This window comes from Enterobacter cloacae complex sp. HYC074_NIDB, from assembly GCF_056673345.1.
In genome coordinates, this window is record NZ_CP114214.1 from 2385173 (window position 1) to 2403971 (window position 18799).

Below are 18799 nucleotides of genomic sequence, written 5' to 3' on the forward strand. Positions count from 1 at the left end.
TCTTTGTGTAGATGAATTTCCGGGTTTTACTTTAGATGACTACGAAGACCTTGAATTGATCCCTCGCCCTAATTCAAATGATTGGAATGTATATCAAAACATAGATAATATTCTTGACCCATTTGAAAAGAACATGATCAGCAAAGGTCTTTTTGAAATGGCTGCCGCTATCTCACGAGGCAGAAAATACAATCTGGTGGACCTTCGCAATGCCACTGTTCTGGGGCTAAGTTATGTCACAGGTAGTCGTCCGGTTCAGTTAGCTAAATTGGCTGCTGGTGACTTTCGAATCGATACTTGCAATACGACAACAGGGTTGGTTCGTTATAGCGTACTTTTACCTTATGCTAAACAAAGGCACGTCACTACGGAACGGTTGATTCTGGCGCTCCCGCCAGAAATAGGTGCACTGGTTAAGCATTATATAGATGAAGCCAGATTATTACCTACCGATAAAATGTTTAATATGGGGGGATCAGCGCCTAAATTTGTTTCTCAGTCGATTAGCCAAACGATTCTATCCTTTAGCCCACAAGATTACCAGTTTGCCGTATCGTGCGGTGAAGCCGCCCTACCTTCAATAACATCAACTGATTTGCGCCACAACGTTGGTCACTCACTTGCAATGCAGGGCGCTAGTGCAGAGGAAATTGCTCACATTCTCGGCCATTCATCTCTGGTTGTAGCAAAGCACTACATCCGTGCGACCCCAGCCTTGGCATTGATCCGCGCTAAAGCACTCGGTTCTAACCCTGTGTGGCAAAACATGGTGGCTATGATGCTTACTGGGAAACTAGTTCCTTCAAAAGAATGGGAAGGTCGACGCGTGGTTGGTATGGTTGGTGATCGATTACACTATGAGATCGGTGGCTGTGCGAGAACCGATGATGAATGCCCCTTCTGTGAAGTTCGTTGCTGCTATGGTTGCTTATATTACCGCCCTTTCCTTGATGGCCATCACCAGGGCGTATTGAATAGCGTCTCTAAAGAAGTCGATGAGCTGATAGCAGTATCAGATAGTGTTGGTAATGCTCTCAATCCACTAATTTCTATCCACGAGACGACGCAAATAGAAATCAAGTCAGTGATTGCCCGTTGTCATTTGCATAACGTCAGAGGTTGTGGGAAATGAAAAAAAATATAGCGAACTTTGAGACTTTTATCATAGAACAGAAAGCTTGGTTCGAAGAGAATCTGGCAGCAGATTTTGCAGAATCATGGGATAGCTTTGTCTGGATATGTGGGATCAAAGGCTCCGGCTGGTTACGTGGCAATGGGGCTAATTTATTACGTTTTGATGAGGTTAACCGGCTCAAAGGGATCGATGATCGCCATACAGTATCCGAGCCTTATCAGTTATTCATGAAAGCGATGCTGGTACTCGTCTATCGAGGGAGAAATCGCAGTATTTCCTCTGCGGTTGCTGTCGCAACGCTGATTATTTTGAAACGATGGTACTGCGCTCTCATTAAGTTAACTGGGCAAACACATCCCATCTATCTGACTACAGATGTCGTACGTAGCGCAATGGATACTCTGAGTGCAGCATCCCGGCCAGGTGATACCAACCTAGCCAACTACAAGGGGCGTTGTGTTAAGATTCAGAAATTAGTAAACCATCACGCCTTCACATTAGTAACATTGCAATATGTTTCCGATGATTGTTATACCAATCAGACTAATTTGACCCGGAAAGCCCGGGAAACAATCTCACTAAAAGAAAAAGACAAACTGGATGATACTTCCACTGATGGTGAAGATACACTGATTACCATTAAAGGTTTCCTCAATATCGTGTCGTTAATCCAGCGAGTTGAAAGCGGTACTGAAAAGATTGCCCTCAATTGTCTTCTGTTACTGATCGTCACTGGATTCCGTTCTGTTGAGGCATTCAATCTCAGACAGGATGCCTTGGTCAAACGACATATAGATAACTCTGACCTCAGCAAACGTCTGCGGAATAAAGGATTGCCAGATTATTTTCTTGGCATACGCTATGTTGGTGTTAAGGGGGCTGGCGAACGAACGCATTGGGTCGAGCCTTTAGCTGTACCTCTGGTCGAAAATATATTTAAGTCGGTGAAGTTACTAACAGCTGAGTTTCGCAAACATATCGAATATTTACGATCAAAAAAATTTTCTGATTATTTACCAAAGCCAATCAGTGATATTACCAGTGAACTCGTTGAGCTTGATGATATTGTAAAATACATAGTCCAATCCTCATCAGAGCTTCGGGGGCGTGCAGGCTTACGTGATAAAGCTTCGAAAGCATTAGAGAAACGTGGCTTTATACCGGCAAAAGTCATCCTTAAATCAGGTAATGAAAAAGAAAAATATTTTACAAAGTCTGATCTTAGTCATTTTCTTAAAAGTGAATTCGGTGATAACAGTGCAAATACTCCCTGTACTCATGCATGGGCAGAAAATGGCAAAAGATATGAGATTAAATATGAAGAGCTATTGTTCCTTTTCCCCAAAGGATCACTGACTCTCAAGAGAGTATTGCAACTAAAAGCCACGCCACTACCTCTAAATAATAACGGCCTAAACAAATTTCTAGGTAACGTTGCTGGCTATGTATCTGTTTTCAGCAAATACAGGTTGCTTGAAGATGACGGCCGCCCTACTCAGCTCCGAACGCATATCCCTCGACACAATATTAATACTTTTCTCGCAATTGCAGAGATCTCAGACCACTTACAAGCGATGTTGATGGGGCGTGTTGATATTACTCAAAATCAGCATTATCAGCACCTGGCTCTCAAGGAACGGCGAAAAGCAGCTTCTCTAACCCCTTTAGTTCGAACCGTACCGGAGCAGTCAGCATTTACTGCTGTTGACGTTGATTCACCTCTCGATATGGTAAAGCAAAGCGATTTAATGACGTTTAATAGTACCCAAACTCTGGAAACCAACATAAAGGCAAACCTGCATACCTTTGATGATCGTAACGATGTTGCTGGTTTCATTGAAGCGTCGTCAGGGGATGGATTATTCGAAGACATAGCCGCTGCGTTCGAGGAAATCAGTAAAAATGAAGGGCCATTACAAGCGTCAGAGATGGTACAAAGGCATGCGGTATTGCATCCATTAAAACTGGGCTCCTGCATGAGAGACGTTAACTTGTGGGGATGCCCTTATCGAATGAAGTGCCAAGCATTGAAACCCTGTGAGCATTTCACGTTGACAGGTCGTATTGATGAATACTCAACTATTGCAGTAAAAGGTCGGGCATTAAACGAGGCTTCGCTCGCTTTTGAACAGTATATCGCGGCCCTTCCAGACAACCAGTTAATACAAGGCAATATCGAAGAAAATCTAACTCACCTGGATGCCTTAAGCGAGCAATTACGCAGGCGCTCAAACTTGTTACAAGTTCTCTCTGCTCGAGAGATTCTGTCTGGAGAGATAAAAGTGGAAGGTGAAATTCGTACATTAGCTCAATTATTTGCCCTTGAGCACCATAAAAACAAAGAGGAAGAAAACTAATGCGTGGTAAAGAATTGGATACTCAGATAGAGCATGAACTCCAGTTGATGTTGATTGAAGGGTTTGATAAATCGCCTATTTCAGCTAAAAACTTACATGCCAGACTTAAATCAAAAGGAATCATTAATGGTGGCTTAAGTACATTAAGTAACATTGAACGAAGGCGTCTTATTGCAGCCTATGTCGATCAACAACTATCGCCTCTGAATCTTCGTCCCAAAGAAAAACAGCAGTATGTGAACCGTAAGACTCGGCAGGCCTTGCTTGGTCGTAATCAGCAGTTACAGGAAGAGAATAAAGAGCTTCGCGAACAACTAGCTCAGAATACCTTGTCATTGATTGAAATTGTCAAAGCGGTAAAAGTCAATACGGTTATACCGGTAGAAAGCCTTCTTGCTCCGCATTTGATCATGGAATTACACAAAAGGAAAAAAGATCAATGATAGATATAGCGGTATATTCGCACTACGAACTCATGAATAAACACCTTGCTCTATTCGAAAGATGAGCATTGCAACTTTCAACGCCCACTCATTAGAGTCCATTTTCTCAGAGGCGTCTACTACTGTAATGCCCTGCTTGGTTTATTGCACTGCACTTTTGTTACCTTCAAAAAGTTTAGCAGGCGTTTGTACAACATCATTTTTTGTCAGCAGTGTTGTCACCTGAAGACGTTTTGAGTGCTTCGATAAGTTTACTTCGCTCTTCCTCTGTCATTCGGGATATGAGTAATGCAAGTTCTGCTGTCGTCTGATCATCACAAAAAAAGTAGTTCAACGGCACGTTTAACTCTGCCGCCATCCGTCGAAGCGTATCAATGTCGGGGACATGGCGCCCTTTCTCATAGTGATTCATACGACTACTAGCCGATGCGGGATCAAAGCCAATAAGTAGCCCCAGAGAGCGCTGTGATAGTCCCGCCCTGCATCTCGCTTCTTTAAGTCGTTCTGGTATCGGGTTTTTTTCTGACACTGAATCATCTTCATCGGCCTCGGATGCTTAGATTGTCTAAGTATCTGTCATTGTTGTATACTTAGCAATCCTAAGTTAACAGCCTTTTTTTAGTGATATGAATAGTAGAGTAACCAACCCTGAGTCGTACATATTTTCTGCAATCATCTATATTGGCAAAGATAACTTCACCAGTAACGAAGTAGCGAAAATTCTTATCGAGCGATTTTCGCTTCCGAAAAATTATTTAAAGGCAAAAGCTTTTGCTTATAACCAAATTCAAGGTCTGGTTAGAAAGGGATTGTTAAATAAAGTAAGAAAATTAGGTGCGTATCAATATTTATACTCAGCTACATCTGAATTCAATGTCGTAAAAGAAAACGTAGAGTTAATTGAGGCACCCAAAAAAAGCCCCTGTCAATTTATTTCAAGTGCTACCAGTCATGAACATAGCAATGTAAACATTCAAATAAGAACTCTTATTGAAAAATACAGCAGCGAGTTGGAAAAAGTATCAGGAGCAAAGGAGATTTATGAAGAATTGATAATTGCCGTGCCGAGCAGGGAAAATGAATTCAGGAAACTTTCTCTCGAACAAGAGAAAAAGCAAATTAAGATAAATGAAAAAATAAACACATTGATTGGGATTTTTAATAAAACCATTGCAATAAAGCAATGACTTTTAAAAAACATTTAAAGTTAAATAAGTTCATGAAAGAGAGAGGGCGAAGCAGAGTCCGCCCTCTCCCTTCATACCCTGATCAGCCTCATTATAATGAGGTTAACAGCGTACACCACTATATGCTAGTCCTTAATAAATATAATCCCAGCCAGAGCGAGATGCAACCTTTAAAATTCAAGCAGTACTAGTTAAACAACGAGTTCATCCTTACACCTTTTAAACTGTAAAGTAATAAAACACCTTACAGGCTGTTTTTTACGAGGATTGAATTTATTATGAAGACATCGATATGGCCACGTACTTATGGATACTATTTTTCCCGTTAGACTTCTAAGCCAGTTACGTCCACTTTTAATTGGTTTTCGTAAATCAAAAGGATTAACTCAAAGAGAATTATCTGCCATGTTGGGTGTAACTCAGCAGACTTATGCTCGCCTTGAAGCAAATCCTTCAAAAGCAAGTTTTGAGCGTCTATACAAAGTGTTAAATATTTTAGGGGTGGAGATTTCGCTCAGTTCTGCACCTCTTTCAACTTATACAAAGCCTACGAATTTTGTAGAAAAGGAGTTTGATTCACCGGCAAGGCGTGAGGAATGGTGATAGGAGCAAGCCTATTTGATAGGTCTAGACATCAGGCACCGCCTCTAAGCATTTGATCTGTATCCCCATTGATCAACTCAGACTGTTTAGCCACGACCGATTCTGGCTCGGTGCGGATAAATTGACCAGTTTAAATGTCCGCTGTGAGCGAAAAGCGGACTTAATATAACATGAAGGCACGTTGACTATCCTGCGCCTGGTGCCGAGATATGGACATCATCTTTTTACTAAATTTTTAATTTTTCAGCAAAGTTCTGCATATATAACATATGTGTTGATATTTTTAGGGGCGCATTGATATTTGTGAGCTACTCTGTTTTTTAATGCTTGACTTTCAGAAATAAATTTTAACGTAGCCCCTTTTGCGAACAAAACCTCCAACTCATGACCATGCCCGGCTAATTCTTTATCATAGACAAATGCCTTTGTTTTAGTTGCATTCGTTTTTATAACAATGAGATCCAGCCTGTTAGCATCCCATGCTTTTCCCCTCCATTCTCCATTATTTAGAGCAACCTTTGGGCAAAATGATGTAGACAGGACTCTATCAGTTACAAACGTGGAGGAAGGATTACCATGCTTATCACTCGGCCATAGCCCGCCGTGAAATAAGAATTGTCCATCTGGGAGTAATATCCCATATGTTTTGACTGCTTGATCAATAATATTAAAGTCATTTGGCGGGTATGAATCTTGATAATCTAGCAATTCAATAGGCACAAAGGATGGCATTAGGCTTAACCATTTCGAGTACTCATCACTTGTATCAAGAAATTTTGCAACAAACCTATCAAGCCTTGATTCATGTTGGTTTGCAGCTAGAAACTCTGCCGCATCCATTGGATGGCAAATAGTTTTATCAATCTGTACGTTGATACTCACACAAGGTTTCCATATACCTTGCTTTATCATTTCCAAACTTTCTTCATTAGTAGGTTCGCGTGTTTTCCATATGTCATGTGGAACACCGAATGGATTGATACTTTTAATATTCATAACAAACCAAATTTAGCTTAAGGTTAACTACATGAATAGTTGATATTATTGAATAACTTTTCTAGAGTCAAATGTATGTACTGGCATAGAACGGACAGCTACCGGAGTATGATGTCCGTTGTGAGCGATAAGCAGACGCTAACTCTAAGTGGCTGAAACTTGTAGGATCTACAACACCTCTAAATCCTTAATACTGTTTATTATTTTTTGAGCGGTGATTTTGCCAATTCCTTTGATTTTAATTAATTCATATTCATTCATGCTAGACAGTGCTCGTAAAGTATTTACTCCCTCACTCTTTAGTGAAGCTGCTATTTTTTCACTTACTCCATTAACCAAGGTTAATTTGTTTGGCTCATCCAAATAGAATTTAAACCTCTCAAGCTTAGGGATATATGACGACATTACGTCAGCTATATTTGCTTCTCCATAAAAACGTAGCAGCCCCATTTCTACTCTTTTTTTAGACTCATTGCTTCCAGCATAAGCTAACGCTTGAGTCATCTTGTCATTAATTGATGCGCTTGATTCAAAAATTTCAAGTAAACCAATGGCGTAATCAACATACTCATCAGCATTAACTGGCCCAGCATCAGATGCTGAAGTAGCCCCTTTATCAAGAAAATCAAATGTACTACCTCTCAATTTTGGAACCCAAATACCATCTCTTGTAGATCCATATGCTGGGGGTGTCCCGTCACCTTTAAAAACTTCACCGTGTTTTTTCAAAACAAATATAGGGGTCCGTAGTTGGCATGTTGCATGGAATTGCATCCCCTCAATTATATCTTTGTTCTGCGCGGCAATATTTATATATTGTGCAGGGGCTTGTGCTGTATTTTCTAAATGCTTGCTATTCTCATTTCTTTTCGTCTTTCTAAAGATGAAGTCAAAAATACCCATTTTACTAATCCTGCATCAGATTTCTATTCAATATACGCCAAATGAAATACAGGTCAAATGCTACGCCTTACCTGACCTGCCCCCTGGATTAGATACAACCCTCAGTTAGTAATGTCGGTTGGTTTTTCTTCATATTTCCCGTTTCGCCAGCCCGCTGCAAATTCCGCTGGCGTCTGGTAATTCAGCGATGAATGTGGACGGCACTCGTTATAATCCTGTCGCCAGTCATTAATCGTTTTCCTGGCATAAGCAATATCGCTGAACCAGTGCTCATTCAGACATTCATCGCGAAATCGTCCGTTAAAGCTCTCAATAAATCCGTTCTGCGTTGGCTTGCCCGGCTGGATTAAGCGTAACTCGACACCATGCTCAAAGGCCCATTGATCGAGTGCGCGGCAGGTAAATTCCGGGCCCTGATCGGTTCTTATTGTCGCCGGATAGCCCCGAAACAGCGCGATACTGTCCAGAATACGCGTAACCTGAACGCCTGAAATACCGAAAGCGGAGGTGATCGTCAGACACTCCTTCGTGAAATCATCCACACAGGTCAGGCACTTGATCCTCCGACCGTTGGCCAGTGCGTCCATAACGAAATCCATCGACCAGGTCAGGTTCGGCGCATCTGGGCGCAGAAGCGGAAACCGTTCGGTCGCCAGCCCTTTACGACGTCGTCTGCGCTTTACGCTCAGTCCATTAAGGCGGTAAATGCGGTATACCCGCTTGTGATTGACGTGATGGCCTTCCCGACGCAGTAGTTGCCAGATCCGCCGATAACCAAAACGTCTGCGTTCAAGCGCCAGCTCAGTGATACGCCCTGATAAATGAGCATCAGCAGATGGACGCTGAGCGTCATAACGGCAGGTCGACAGGGACAAACCGGCCAGTCTGCAGGCACGACGTTGCGACAGACCGGTCGCATCACACATCAACACTACGGCTTCCCGCTTCTGGTCTGTCGTCAGTACTTTCGCCCAAGAGCCACCTGAAGCGCCTCCTTATCCAGCATGGCTTCGGCAAGCAACTTCTTGAGTCGGGCGTTCTCCTCTTCAAGCGATTTAAGCCGCTTCACCTCAGGGACTTCCATGCCGCCAAACTTCTTACGCCAGGAGTAAAAGGTGGCGTCTGAAATGGCGTGCTTACGGCAGAGCTCACGTGCAGAACCCCGGCTTCCGCTTCACGGAGGATACTGATGATCTGTTCGTCGGAAAAACGCTTCTTCATGGGGATGTCCTCATGTGGCTTATGAAGACATTACTAACATCGGGGTGTGTTAATCAACGGGGAGCAGGTCAGCTCGGCTAGGCGATCCCAACATAGCCAACTACAAGGGGCGTAGCGTTAAGATTCAAAATTTAGTAAACCATCATGCTTTCAGATTAGTAGCACTACTATATGTATCCGATGATCGTTATACCAATCAGACTAATTTGACCCGGAAAGACCGGGAAACAATCGCTTTAAAACAAAAAGATAAGCTGGATGATAAGGCCACTGATGATGAATATGCGCTGATTACCATAAGGAGGTTCCTCAAAATCGTGTCATTAATCCAGCGAGTCGAAAGTAGTACTGAAAAGATTCTGAGCTGTCTTTATCATTTGCGCTTCGCCTTGTCGTAATTGCCGAACAGATCTGCTTGCGAAATTACGTACGGTGAGCTCACCAAACAGAGTCTGGACTTGTATCAAGCCTGCTTTGGAAAGCGTCAGATAGCAACCTTCCCCCCATATATAATCATCATCAATATCAACTGGTCCGGCGTCTCGCCAATTCACTAATCTTGCTACGACTTTTGAATTCTGGTCGGTATAAATATTAGGCATCTCGCTGCATTCATGCCATCCCAGATGCATCTGGATATTAGGGCATAATGCAATGGCATATCCCGGCGAAGACATTGTCCCGATGGAACTGACTACACGTCTGACTATTGTCGGTGCGAGGTCTTCGTCGAGTGGGATCATTTGACCCAGCCAAACGACTGCGGGCAAACTTTGATACCATGCCATGAATTTGGCATCAGAAATATGAATTTGAGGTGCGCTAATTCGATAGACCTGGTATTCAGCTCGCCGGGTATCATGCATTTTGAATTGTGAAACCTCGGCTATTACGAATTCATCGGCACGATCTCTCCAGGGTTTTACATCCTCTTCAACCAAATTTGTCCACATTTCTTCAGCTTCACTCCACGGGGCATCCTTGACTTTCAGCGGTCGCCTAATGCCAGTTGGTCGGATTTGCATTTCAGGGCGAGGTGCTGGCGGAAGTGCTGCATCCAATTGTTCCAGTAGCGATGGTTTATCCCTTGGTGAAAGCAAGCCTGCCAAGCTCAGCTCTCCAGCGACATGACGAAGTGCCAGTATGCCAATGTAAGCATGGGGCTTAAGATAGGAGATTTGCATTGAGAGTGTGCGTAACTGAGATTCGGTCTTTTTTGTTGCTCCAGGGCCAAAGGCTGCCAGCCCTCCCCATTGCTGGATAAACGTTGCGGCACGCTGGCGTATGTTCATTTCCTCACAATCAGCCAGCTCTGCAAGTCTCCTTGCAACGGGACGAAGCATTTGCGTCCATCCTAAGTCGACTTCAATACGCATCGCCCCACTCACAGGATCTAACAGAGCATGTTCATGATCAGGGTCTCCGTCGAGTGCCAATCGATATGTCAACGGCAACGGATGAAAATCAATCGATATAGGTAGCTGCCAATATTGTGCTAGCAAGCACGCAGCTTCAGCAACAGCTATATCACGATGATTCGTAAGGCCAGAGACTAAATCACCAATTTCAGCTGCAAAGTGGTTCTGTTTTAGCAAAAGCAAAACTTGCAATGCCTGGAGTGGTTCATCAAGGGGGCCAGTCAGGAGTCGTGTGATAGTGTGCTCAAATACGATTTGCCCTCCTGTTGAATGTTCCGCCAGAATTAGTGCAGTTTTCTCTGCATGTTGTCGAGCTTCGGTGATAGGCAATCGTAATGAAAAATGGAGCAATTCCGCGAGTAACTCTTCGTCGGTTATATTTTCATTCTCAAATTCGAAAATTTCACCAATACGGTGTTCGCGAGTGAAAGACATCTGCTCTGCTAAGATAGACCAAACGGCGGGCCAGTCTGGCGACTCACAGATCACAGGAAGAATGTCGGCCATATCTGTTAGCAACGACATGGTGCTTTCTTTCCCCGCCACAATTGAACTGATGAAGTCTTCATATGCTTCATGATGAATTGCTGCGCCATCGAGTAGCTTACGCGCGCGGAAGAGACGGAATCGATTTCCTCCTAACCATTGGCTCCATGACATCTCCCGGTCACTACTGGTATCGTAATCATCAACTAATTTTCTGGCTAACGTAGTGTCCCCCGCATTAACTAGCCGCTCTGCAACCAAAAAACGACAACGTGCATCCGACTGCAGGCAATGCCAGCGCTCATACATTTTCACCACCTTGTCTAATGCGGCGGACTTTGCAAGCTCACAAAAACGATAAGGCGCATGATATTCAGGTTCTGAATCATTTGATTCAAATGCCTGTTGAAGTTCGTCAAGGGTTGAAGCCTCGTCGTACTTTTGTGGCGTGTAGGAGCGGCGGGCTTCGGGGGCCTCTGAAGTCCATCGAGTAATGGCATTATCAAGTTGGTTATCGGTATAACCGTGTCTCAATGCCGCCTTGCTCAGGCGATTTAATAGTGTGAGTCGCTCGTGAGCTCGACTATGAACCTGGATTGCCGGTAATAGAATTGATACCAGTTTGGCAATCGATGAAGGCCCCGCTGCATTTGCAGCAACGTCAATATAATTGCCTACATGTGTAGGGTCACGATAATAGGGTTCAATGTAGAATGGAAGGCATAGCCCGCACCAAATTGGTGTACAGAGAAACACCATTTCAGGACGGCGTTCTAGCATACCAATTACCAGTTCATTTACCTGATTTGGCCATGGAATCAGCCCCCAGTTGCTGAGTTTCTGTGCCACGGTATAACCACTGTGCGCATTCATACGCATTGCTTCATTGATTAACACTTCTGTCAAACGATATGCGGCAGATGCTCCCTCGGTTTCCTTCATACCATCAACCTGTCGTATCAACTGACCTATTCGTTGAGCACGGTGTTCTGGGTCTGCCGCATTGGCCAAAATCAATATGTCTTTCCAGACAGAGTATAAAGGGTCCTTACGCGCTGCCAGAGCGTAGCCTAAACAGTGGTCATGTATCGAAGCAAGTAAGTTTAGTGCCCGGTCAACATCACCAATTGCAGCAAAGCTGTTTGCCAGAACTGACAGGGTCTCGAGTTGTTCGCTAGGTGTATTTTCTACCAACTCGTTTACCATATGCTCAAGTCTGGCGGCCGCCCTTTCACGGTCACCGTCAGCCTGATACATTGCCAATGCTATTTCACGCCGGAGTAGTGTATTGCCTTTTAATATTAAAGCAGGCATTACATTATCAATTTCATTTAGTACTGAATTATATTCGACCTTACCACGCAGCGCAGAAATTTTAATTAATGTACAAATCAGTGGTGATGTAGCTGTCAATGCCAATTGAGCCTGATAGGTATCGTTTCCAGAATGGCTATTGAGTTGCATTACATATCTCATCACCATGCGACAGACCATTTGAATATTTCCAGAAGGAATGCATGATGCATTTATTATGGACAGCCCCAACAAGCGTCCCGTTTCTGAAGCATGTGTCTGCAGCGGTCGTAAGATAGCGTGTGTGGAGGTGACTACGTCGGGCAGGGATTTGCCGAGCAAAACGCAAAGTTGCGCATGTTCCATGGCTGCAAGAGTCAGTGCTTTTGTTGATTCTAATTCATTGTCTCCCATCGAAATTGCAGGTGCAAAAAGGTTTTCGAATAATATTGAAGCCAGATCGGTGCAACCCGAGGTGGCATAAAATAATGCAATCGATCTTCGCCCGCCATTAGAAACATCATTAAAATCAGACAGTGCCATGGCAGTCTTAAATAATTCCAATGCTAAGATATTATTTCCTCTGTCTCTAGCAGTAAATCCAGCCTGAGTCATCAAAACCGGTATCTCTTGCTCATGAATGCCATACTGATTGCAGGTATCCTGAATATTAACGTCTGCTTGCCAGTTAACAATTGCCTCGACCACTGTCCACTTTAACTGTTCGCGAATAGAGGTAATATTTTCTTCTGTTGATACACTTGTGGCGTGTTTTAACCCCTCAACGGTCAAATAGTCTATTGCCTGCTTAATTTGCTCAGAGTCGCGGAAGTGAAAAACTCGTTTTGCCCATTTTTTGAATTCTTGTAGATTATGCGAGTCCCCATAGTGCTCGAATCTGGGGGTATGCAAGTGAGACAATGGCTCAAGGTGCTCAAACAGTTCTTTCGCGCGGTCAAAATCACCCTGTTCCAAAAGCAGGTCAACGACTTCATAGCCCGCATTGGGAAAGTCCTGGACGAAAGAGATCGCCGCATCAATATCGCCAACTTTTAACATCGCGCGCGGAAGTTCATTAGCATACTCCAGTGCTTGAGTTCGTCTGGATATCTCTTCACGGCAAAGTAGCAACCGTGTGGCAATTACACCATCATACGTGGAACGTGCAGCAATCAGAGCCAAGTGGATGTCCGAATCAATCTCTGAACAGGAACGTCCATGTGCAAACTGGTGTCGAAAATATGCTGGCGTTGCGAGCACCAGAAGTTCATCACGCTCTCCTGACCGGGCGAGATAGCGCAGTGTTAGCCAGGACTGTAATGAATGCTCTGGTGCATGACGAGATAGTTCAGCTAATTCACGATAAATATGTTGTGAATAGGTTTCATCTATACTGCCCAGTGTTATCTTTGGTTTGGAGAGTACAAATAGACGGAAGCTGTTATGGAATACAGTCCACCCCTTTGAGGTTTCCTTGAGTAAATGCCGGACGGTCTTTAAGGTACGCTCTATCGCCTGAGCATCTACGATTGTTGCCAGCAATTTCAGCGGCATCGGAGCTTCGATACGGGCAATGAAACCCAGAACATGCATAACATCAGGGTCGTTTGCGATTTCTCTCCAGGCGGATGCGTAAACTGATTCAATATCGCCATTAAATTCCATCCCTCCGGCGAGGATGCATGATGTGTCCTGTTCATCTGCCGATAACAGTGCCTTAATGAGATAATTGGCCGCCAGCGGATGACCGCGGCTAAGTTCATAAAGTTTTACACGCGAAATGGTTGAATCAAGACCCAAAACGTCTGCCATCCTGGCGACCGCCACTCTCTCAAGTGGATGCATTGTTACGAGACGATCCGGATGCCCAGCCTGTTCCTGTACTGCGGGTTTGAGATGCCTGAGTTCCAGTCGCTGGGTACCAAGTATAAATGTCACGCCCAAAGGGATGGCTGCAGGCAGCGGCAATTCGCCTAACAGCGAATGGGCTGGTAGTTCTTCGCGGGGGATATGATCCAGCCCATCAACAATAATGATGGTTCTTACTGTATCACGTTGATAACGCTCGCCAGCTTGTTTGAGCAGTTCACCGAATTGTTCGCGCCTTTCAAATTGGCTGCTGTCTCGAAGGCGAAGCCCAGGCAGCCCGCTGCTGCGTAACTGGGCAGAAATGTCTTCGAAGAAATCATCAGCTTCCCCGCGGCCTACACCTTGCGCAGCTCCCGGTATGAAAGCCAGATAGCGCACGACCCGAGTGTTATATTCGGTAGCCAGGGTTGTCTGTAGCAAGGTCGATTTCCCCGAACCTGGAGGCCCAATCAATGCCACATAGCCCTGGATTGTGTTGCGTATCGTCTGGAGAAGTTGTAGTTCCGTATCGCGGTTGCGTTGGACGTGAGCACCGATGGGAAAGCGATGTACGTGGCGTGTTTTGGTCGGATCTTTCCACCCTAGTTCATTTAATAGTTCTTCACAGGACCATCGGTCCCTATCTCGTTTATCGGAGACCAACTGAGGTAATATTTTTGCTATATCAGACGCCAGTCTCGCTTGTTCTGCACTGAGTTTATGAAATTGTATAAAATCTGCTGCTGAGCCATGAATTATGCGCAACGCATGAAAAAATCTCTCGAAATCATCGCCACCTAGGCAAGAATGTTGAAACAATATTTCGACTAAACCGCCCCAGTTACTGTAGCGCCATTCCTCAAGCGTGCGTTTGGGAAAATGTTCAAACTCATCAAGGAAGGCAGCACTGTGAGCTGGAGCTTCCATTCCGGGGGCGTCGTTTACTGATGGATAGTCGTTGACAACTAAACGAATTTCTACGTGAGACGTTGGGTTAGCACTACAAAGATTTTGCCAGGCGCAAACTAATGGCTTAAGCAGACCATCAGCCCCTACTAAGAGTGTCTGTACTGTAAATGTACCTGGGAAACGGGACGTTTTGAACTGGTGCCCAACGATAAGGCCATTAAATCCAAGTACTAAATCATCAGCGATACCCGCACTGCGGTCCGCCACGCCTATCCACTCCAATTGCCCACGCTCTAATTCAGCATAAATGGCTGCACCGGCTCTTTCATATTGGCCCATATAGCCACGCATTGCCCGGCGCTCGCCCTCTGCTGGGGGCAAGGTTTTTGTTTTCTCAATCTTCATTGATGAATCGGGCTTTTCATTTAAAGTCATTCGCTATGCCGCCTAATGATCTCGATTTGCCAAACCAGACAAACAATTCCGGTGTACTTTTTTGCGCAGGTAATAGAGTGCACAGATTATCGTACATTGGCATATTCTATTCTTTACTATGCTTATAAAGGTCGAAGACCCACTGTAAGCATCCCTGCATATCGGTCCATTCACTTTTAGAGATCATCCGGCATACTGGTTTTGTTCTGATAGGAGATTGCCATGCGCAAAGCACGATTCACCGAACACCAGACCATCATTATTCTGAATTCCGTCGAAGCTCGACGCACCGTTAAGGATCTCTGTCGCGAAATTTCTTATGGAGAAACAAAAAATTTAAGATCTATACCAAGACTTTTGGATTGTAATAGCCATGAGTCTATAAGTTGATATGATTGCATTGATTCTTGTGATTTTTTCACTACTGAAGGATTAAATTGTGACTTAAAATGACTCAATGAAAATCCGTTACCAACAACGATCCATATTTCTTTTCTTACTAATGAACTGGCTCTTCGTTTGTTTATCTTTTCTAAGACATCATTTATGTCGTGATTAATATTGAAAGTTCCCTCAAACAATCTTATTCTACTGTCTAATTCTATATTATGCTTATTACCTCCTAATTTTGGCCAAGGATTTCTCAGCCTAGTTAAATTGGCAAATTGTAAATTTTTATCATTACTAATCAAGTAATGTATGTTTTTTATCGCTTGGCTACCGACTTCGCAAATCGAACCTGCTGAAGATTCAGGTTTTCCTGCGGCACCGCATTTTATGTGTACATAGATAAGTTTGTCTTTGGAAGAAAGAACAAAATCAGCTGGTTCTGTATCCATATCCGTACAAAGAATCAAATCAACATTAGGGATATATTGATAAAATGGTCCCAATTGAGATAGTTGCACAGATTTAGTTCTCAGGTTTGACAGTTGATCTATCAAATAAAATATCGATGAGGGGCTAAAACTAGTTCCGATCAATCCATCCTCATCTTTTTCTGATAATCCACCTGACAACAAATCTTGTAATTCTACAAATCTCGAGAAAAATTCATCTGCAACTCTTGCATTGTCTGTGGGGAGAGTAAATTTATAAAACAGACCATTTAAGTAAGTGATTCCATTGTCAAATATTAATTTCACGGTGTTATTGTTAAAAATATCACTTTCATTAACAACTTCATTATCAACCATAAAGGTTAGAGTTTGATTACGTGTTTTTAATTCACCTTTGTCAACATAAAAATCTAGTTCTCGAGGTAAGAATATCGCTGACCTTATGGCCCCCCCCATCTTTGATAGATTACTTCCATTGGTGTTTATAACAAGCGGAAGTAGTGTTTTGTCAAAAAAAGAAATGCCAAAATTATATTTTTTAAATAGATAGTTTGATGTTATTTTTTTGTGCTTGCCATTACAATACACTTTCAACAAACCGTTATAGTTGCTTAGATCAATAATACAAGCAACTGGTTTTTCAGTAGGTATACCATCAACAGTTTGAGCAAATGAATTAAGAAATGAACTAGATACTTTGTTAGCGCCTTCTAAATTGGTTTTTACATCATTAACCCATTCACAAAACCTTTCAAAACTAAATTGTCTTTCTTTTTGATCACTAACACGGCCGGATCCTACGCCTAAATAATATGAGGACATGATCGAAAGATCATCATGAAGATTAGAACCTATTGTAGTTGATACTGCATAGCTTCCATTGGCTTGAGTTGAAGTCGTTGACTCTAACCTATCAGACACATAAAGAATACTTTCTGCTTGCTGTGAATTAATCTGTATAGCCCTTGTGCTAGCTTGCGTTGTTTTAGATTTTTCATTTAGCGAAATTAGCTTAAATAGCTTATCCGGGCCAACTGGTTGTCTGATACCTAATTCAATTCTTTTATTGTATTTTCTACCGCGACTATCATAAATCGCAACAATATCACCTACTTCACGTATAATTACAAACTCAAGTGATGGTTGAAAGAATAACGTATCCTTAAGAAATCTGGAACTGTCAAAACAAACTGATGTAATGATGCCAGAGTCACTATCAATTTTTGATAAAGACCCTTCTCTTGTAAATTCCCAATATATTTTATCTAAACAATCAATTAGATTAAAGCCCTTATCTTTGTAATAAAAACATACTGACGCGAGAGGTATTTTTAAGGATGTGGAAGGGTTGAATGTTTTGAAGTCAAATTTCTTTTTATATGTCGCGTCAAAATAACTAATTTCCGGAAATGCGTCTAAATACTTTTCAACTAAAGATGCTGTATTTAAAGTATTAATGAATTTCCTTAAAGATGTTTTATCCGTCAAGTAATTATCAAATTCTTGGTAGTTCTCCCATAAATCAACGTTGGTGCACTCATTGTAGTCTATAACCAGTGGGCTTTTGTCTTTGTACCACCTTACAACACGCCCCATTGTTTGTACTAATTCCTTACCACTCCGAACACTATAGGTTAATATTAGTAGTTTTGCATTCGGAAGATCGATACCTTCATCTAACATACGTTGATGAATTAGTATTTTATAAGGGCTTTCAGATAAATTGCTTGGTACATTATATAAATTCTCATCCAGTGGTGAAGTCTCAAATTGTCTATGAATCGCAAGCGTTTTAAATTCATCTTTAAAAAGATTATAATATTCGCATATGTTTTTAAAATTATCACACTTGACAATACACAATGTATCACTATTTTTGTTTAAGTAATCCCTTACTACACTGACTAAATCTTCCTTTTTTGCTTTTGCAAAAACAGGTGCTGATATTATGCCTTCTTCTATGGCATTTTTGTATGTATATATATATGAGTGATCTGTATCAATATCAAAACTAAATAAGTCGTTTCGGTATGGTGTGGCAGTCACTATTATTTTTTTTGCTTTAAACTTACGAATAATTCCTCCCCATTCTGGCGATGGTTCGGAATGACCTTCATCAATAATGATCAACTCAAATTCATCACAGATTTTATTGATCTCATCATTGTTGATTTTTAGCAATTTTTGGAAGGTAGTGCAAAATATCCCACTGTTACTTTCTTTATTGATGTCATTATGCACATCTTTAATTGTAAGTGATTTAGATTTACCAGAATCGGTTAGTTTAGTAAAAAAATCACCTCTAATCTGTTTATACAACTGATCACAAACAGCTCTTCGATATGTAACAATTAATATATTTTTATATTTACTGAATTGACTTAGACAACATATAACACCACTTTTCCCTGCACCTGTCGGCAAGCTTATAAGACATGATCCAGATGAGCGCGATCTAAAATATTTTGCAGCTACACCAATACTTTCCACTTGACATGATCTGAGTTTTTCTTCTACTTCAGTAGGTGTACCATTGTACATTTAAATTCCTCTTAAAATGAAAAACTGCTGAATTAGAAACTTATATAATTGTGTTTATATAAGCACGGGCAAGGGGCCGACAAATTAATTTGTCAGTTAGCTGGCTACTACGGACTGAGCTTATCTCCCTTCTGGCAAAACCAGTCAGTCTTGATTAGTACGATGAAAACAGCCATACGACTCTT

The 18799-nt window shown here is 42.4% G+C and carries 10 protein-coding genes and 2 pseudogenes; 6 read left to right on the top strand and 6 right to left on the bottom strand.

The window, feature by feature from the left end; all coding sequences use genetic code 11:
* The first annotated feature begins 55 nt into the window (after positions 1 to 55).
* The 3 genes from O1724_RS11745 to O1724_RS11755 are packed head-to-tail and all read left to right on the top strand — an operon-like array spanning position 56 to position 3935.
* Positions 56 to 1132: a site-specific integrase gene (locus tag O1724_RS11745; RefSeq protein ID WP_234833957.1), complete on the top strand. Its 1077-nt coding sequence runs from the start codon at positions 56 to 58 to the stop codon at positions 1130 to 1132.
* A complete protein-coding gene (locus tag O1724_RS11750; protein ID WP_061070135.1) occupies positions 1129 to 3492 on the top strand; it encodes a hypothetical protein in 2364 nt (787 codons plus the stop codon). The genes O1724_RS11745 and O1724_RS11750 overlap by 4 nt, the downstream gene beginning before the upstream one ends.
* Entirely contained in the window at positions 3492 to 3935 is a 444-nt protein-coding gene (locus O1724_RS11755; RefSeq protein ID WP_042718069.1) for a hypothetical protein, read from the top strand. The genes O1724_RS11750 and O1724_RS11755 overlap by 1 nt, the downstream gene beginning before the upstream one ends.
* Positions 3936 to 4131: 196 nt before the next feature.
* Here the strand turns inward: O1724_RS11755 and O1724_RS11760 are convergent, their stop codons facing one another.
* Entirely contained in the window at positions 4132 to 4464 is a 333-nt protein-coding gene (locus O1724_RS11760; RefSeq protein ID WP_042718067.1) for a helix-turn-helix domain-containing protein, read from the bottom strand.
* A gap of 97 nt (positions 4465 to 4561) precedes the next feature.
* Here O1724_RS11760 and O1724_RS11765 point away from each other — a divergent pair, with 97 nt between their 5' ends.
* Both O1724_RS11765 and O1724_RS11770 read left to right on the top strand, forming a co-directional pair.
* Positions 4562 to 5122: a hypothetical protein gene (locus O1724_RS11765; RefSeq protein ID WP_042718066.1), complete on the top strand. Its 561-nt coding sequence runs from the start codon at positions 4562 to 4564 to the stop codon at positions 5120 to 5122.
* A 306-nt stretch (positions 5123 to 5428) separates the two neighbouring features.
* Positions 5429 to 5725 (top strand): helix-turn-helix domain-containing protein, encoded by a 297-nt coding sequence (locus tag O1724_RS11770; RefSeq protein WP_047668715.1) that lies wholly within the window; start codon positions 5429 to 5431, stop codon positions 5723 to 5725.
* 243 nt (positions 5726 to 5968) lie between these two features.
* On the opposite strand, the gene O1724_RS11775 is transcribed toward O1724_RS11770, so the two are convergent.
* From O1724_RS11775 to O1724_RS11785, 3 genes and pseudogenes are all read right to left on the bottom strand, one after another.
* Positions 5969 to 6721, bottom strand: a complete 753-nt coding sequence (locus O1724_RS11775; RefSeq protein WP_126296796.1) for a hypothetical protein — start codon at positions 6719 to 6721, stop codon at positions 5969 to 5971.
* 168 nt (positions 6722 to 6889) lie between these two features.
* Complete coding sequence (locus O1724_RS11780) at positions 6890 to 7624, bottom strand: helix-hairpin-helix domain-containing protein (protein WP_126296797.1); 735 nt, start codon at positions 7622 to 7624, stop codon at positions 6890 to 6892.
* A gap of 101 nt (positions 7625 to 7725) precedes the next feature.
* Positions 7726 to 8845, bottom strand: a pseudogene (locus tag O1724_RS11785) (IS3 family transposase).
* Between the two features lie 62 nt (positions 8846 to 8907).
* On the opposite strand from O1724_RS11785, the pseudogene O1724_RS11790 reads away from it, so the two are divergent.
* Positions 8908 to 9216, top strand: a pseudogene (locus O1724_RS11790) (hypothetical protein); the annotation flags it as partial.
* Here O1724_RS11790 and O1724_RS11795 read toward each other — a convergent pair.
* Entirely contained in the window at positions 9169 to 15234 is a 6066-nt protein-coding gene (locus O1724_RS11795) for an ATP-binding protein (protein WP_104010312.1), read from the bottom strand. The pseudogene O1724_RS11790 and the gene O1724_RS11795 overlap by 48 nt on opposite strands.
* A gap of 317 nt (positions 15235 to 15551) precedes the next feature.
* On the bottom strand, positions 15552 to 18614 hold the full coding sequence (locus O1724_RS11800) for a DEAD/DEAH box helicase (protein ID WP_061070131.1): 3063 nt from the start codon (positions 18612 to 18614) through the stop codon (positions 15552 to 15554).
* Positions 18615 to 18799: the final 185 nt, after the last annotated feature.

Coding starts and splice junctions, on each gene's coding strand:
- O1724_RS11750 (WP_061070135.1), top strand. CDS start 1,129: ATGAAAAAAAATATAGCGAACTTTGAGACTTTTATCATAGAACAGAAA.
- O1724_RS11755 (WP_042718069.1), top strand. CDS start 3,492: ATGCGTGGTAAAGAATTGGATACTCAGATAGAGCATGAACTCCAGTTG.
- O1724_RS11765 (WP_042718066.1), top strand. CDS start 4,562: ATGAATAGTAGAGTAACCAACCCTGAGTCGTACATATTTTCTGCAATC.
- O1724_RS11770 (WP_047668715.1), top strand. CDS start 5,429: ATGGATACTATTTTTCCCGTTAGACTTCTAAGCCAGTTACGTCCACTT.
- O1724_RS11775 (WP_126296796.1), bottom strand. CDS start 6,721: ATGAATATTAAAAGTATCAATCCATTCGGTGTTCCACATGACATATGG.
- O1724_RS11780 (WP_126296797.1), bottom strand. CDS start 7,624: ATGGGTATTTTTGACTTCATCTTTAGAAAGACGAAAAGAAATGAGAAT.
- O1724_RS11795 (WP_104010312.1), bottom strand. CDS start 15,234: ATGACTTTAAATGAAAAGCCCGATTCATCAATGAAGATTGAGAAAACA.
- O1724_RS11800 (WP_061070131.1), bottom strand. CDS start 18,614: ATGTACAATGGTACACCTACTGAAGTAGAAGAAAAACTCAGATCATGT.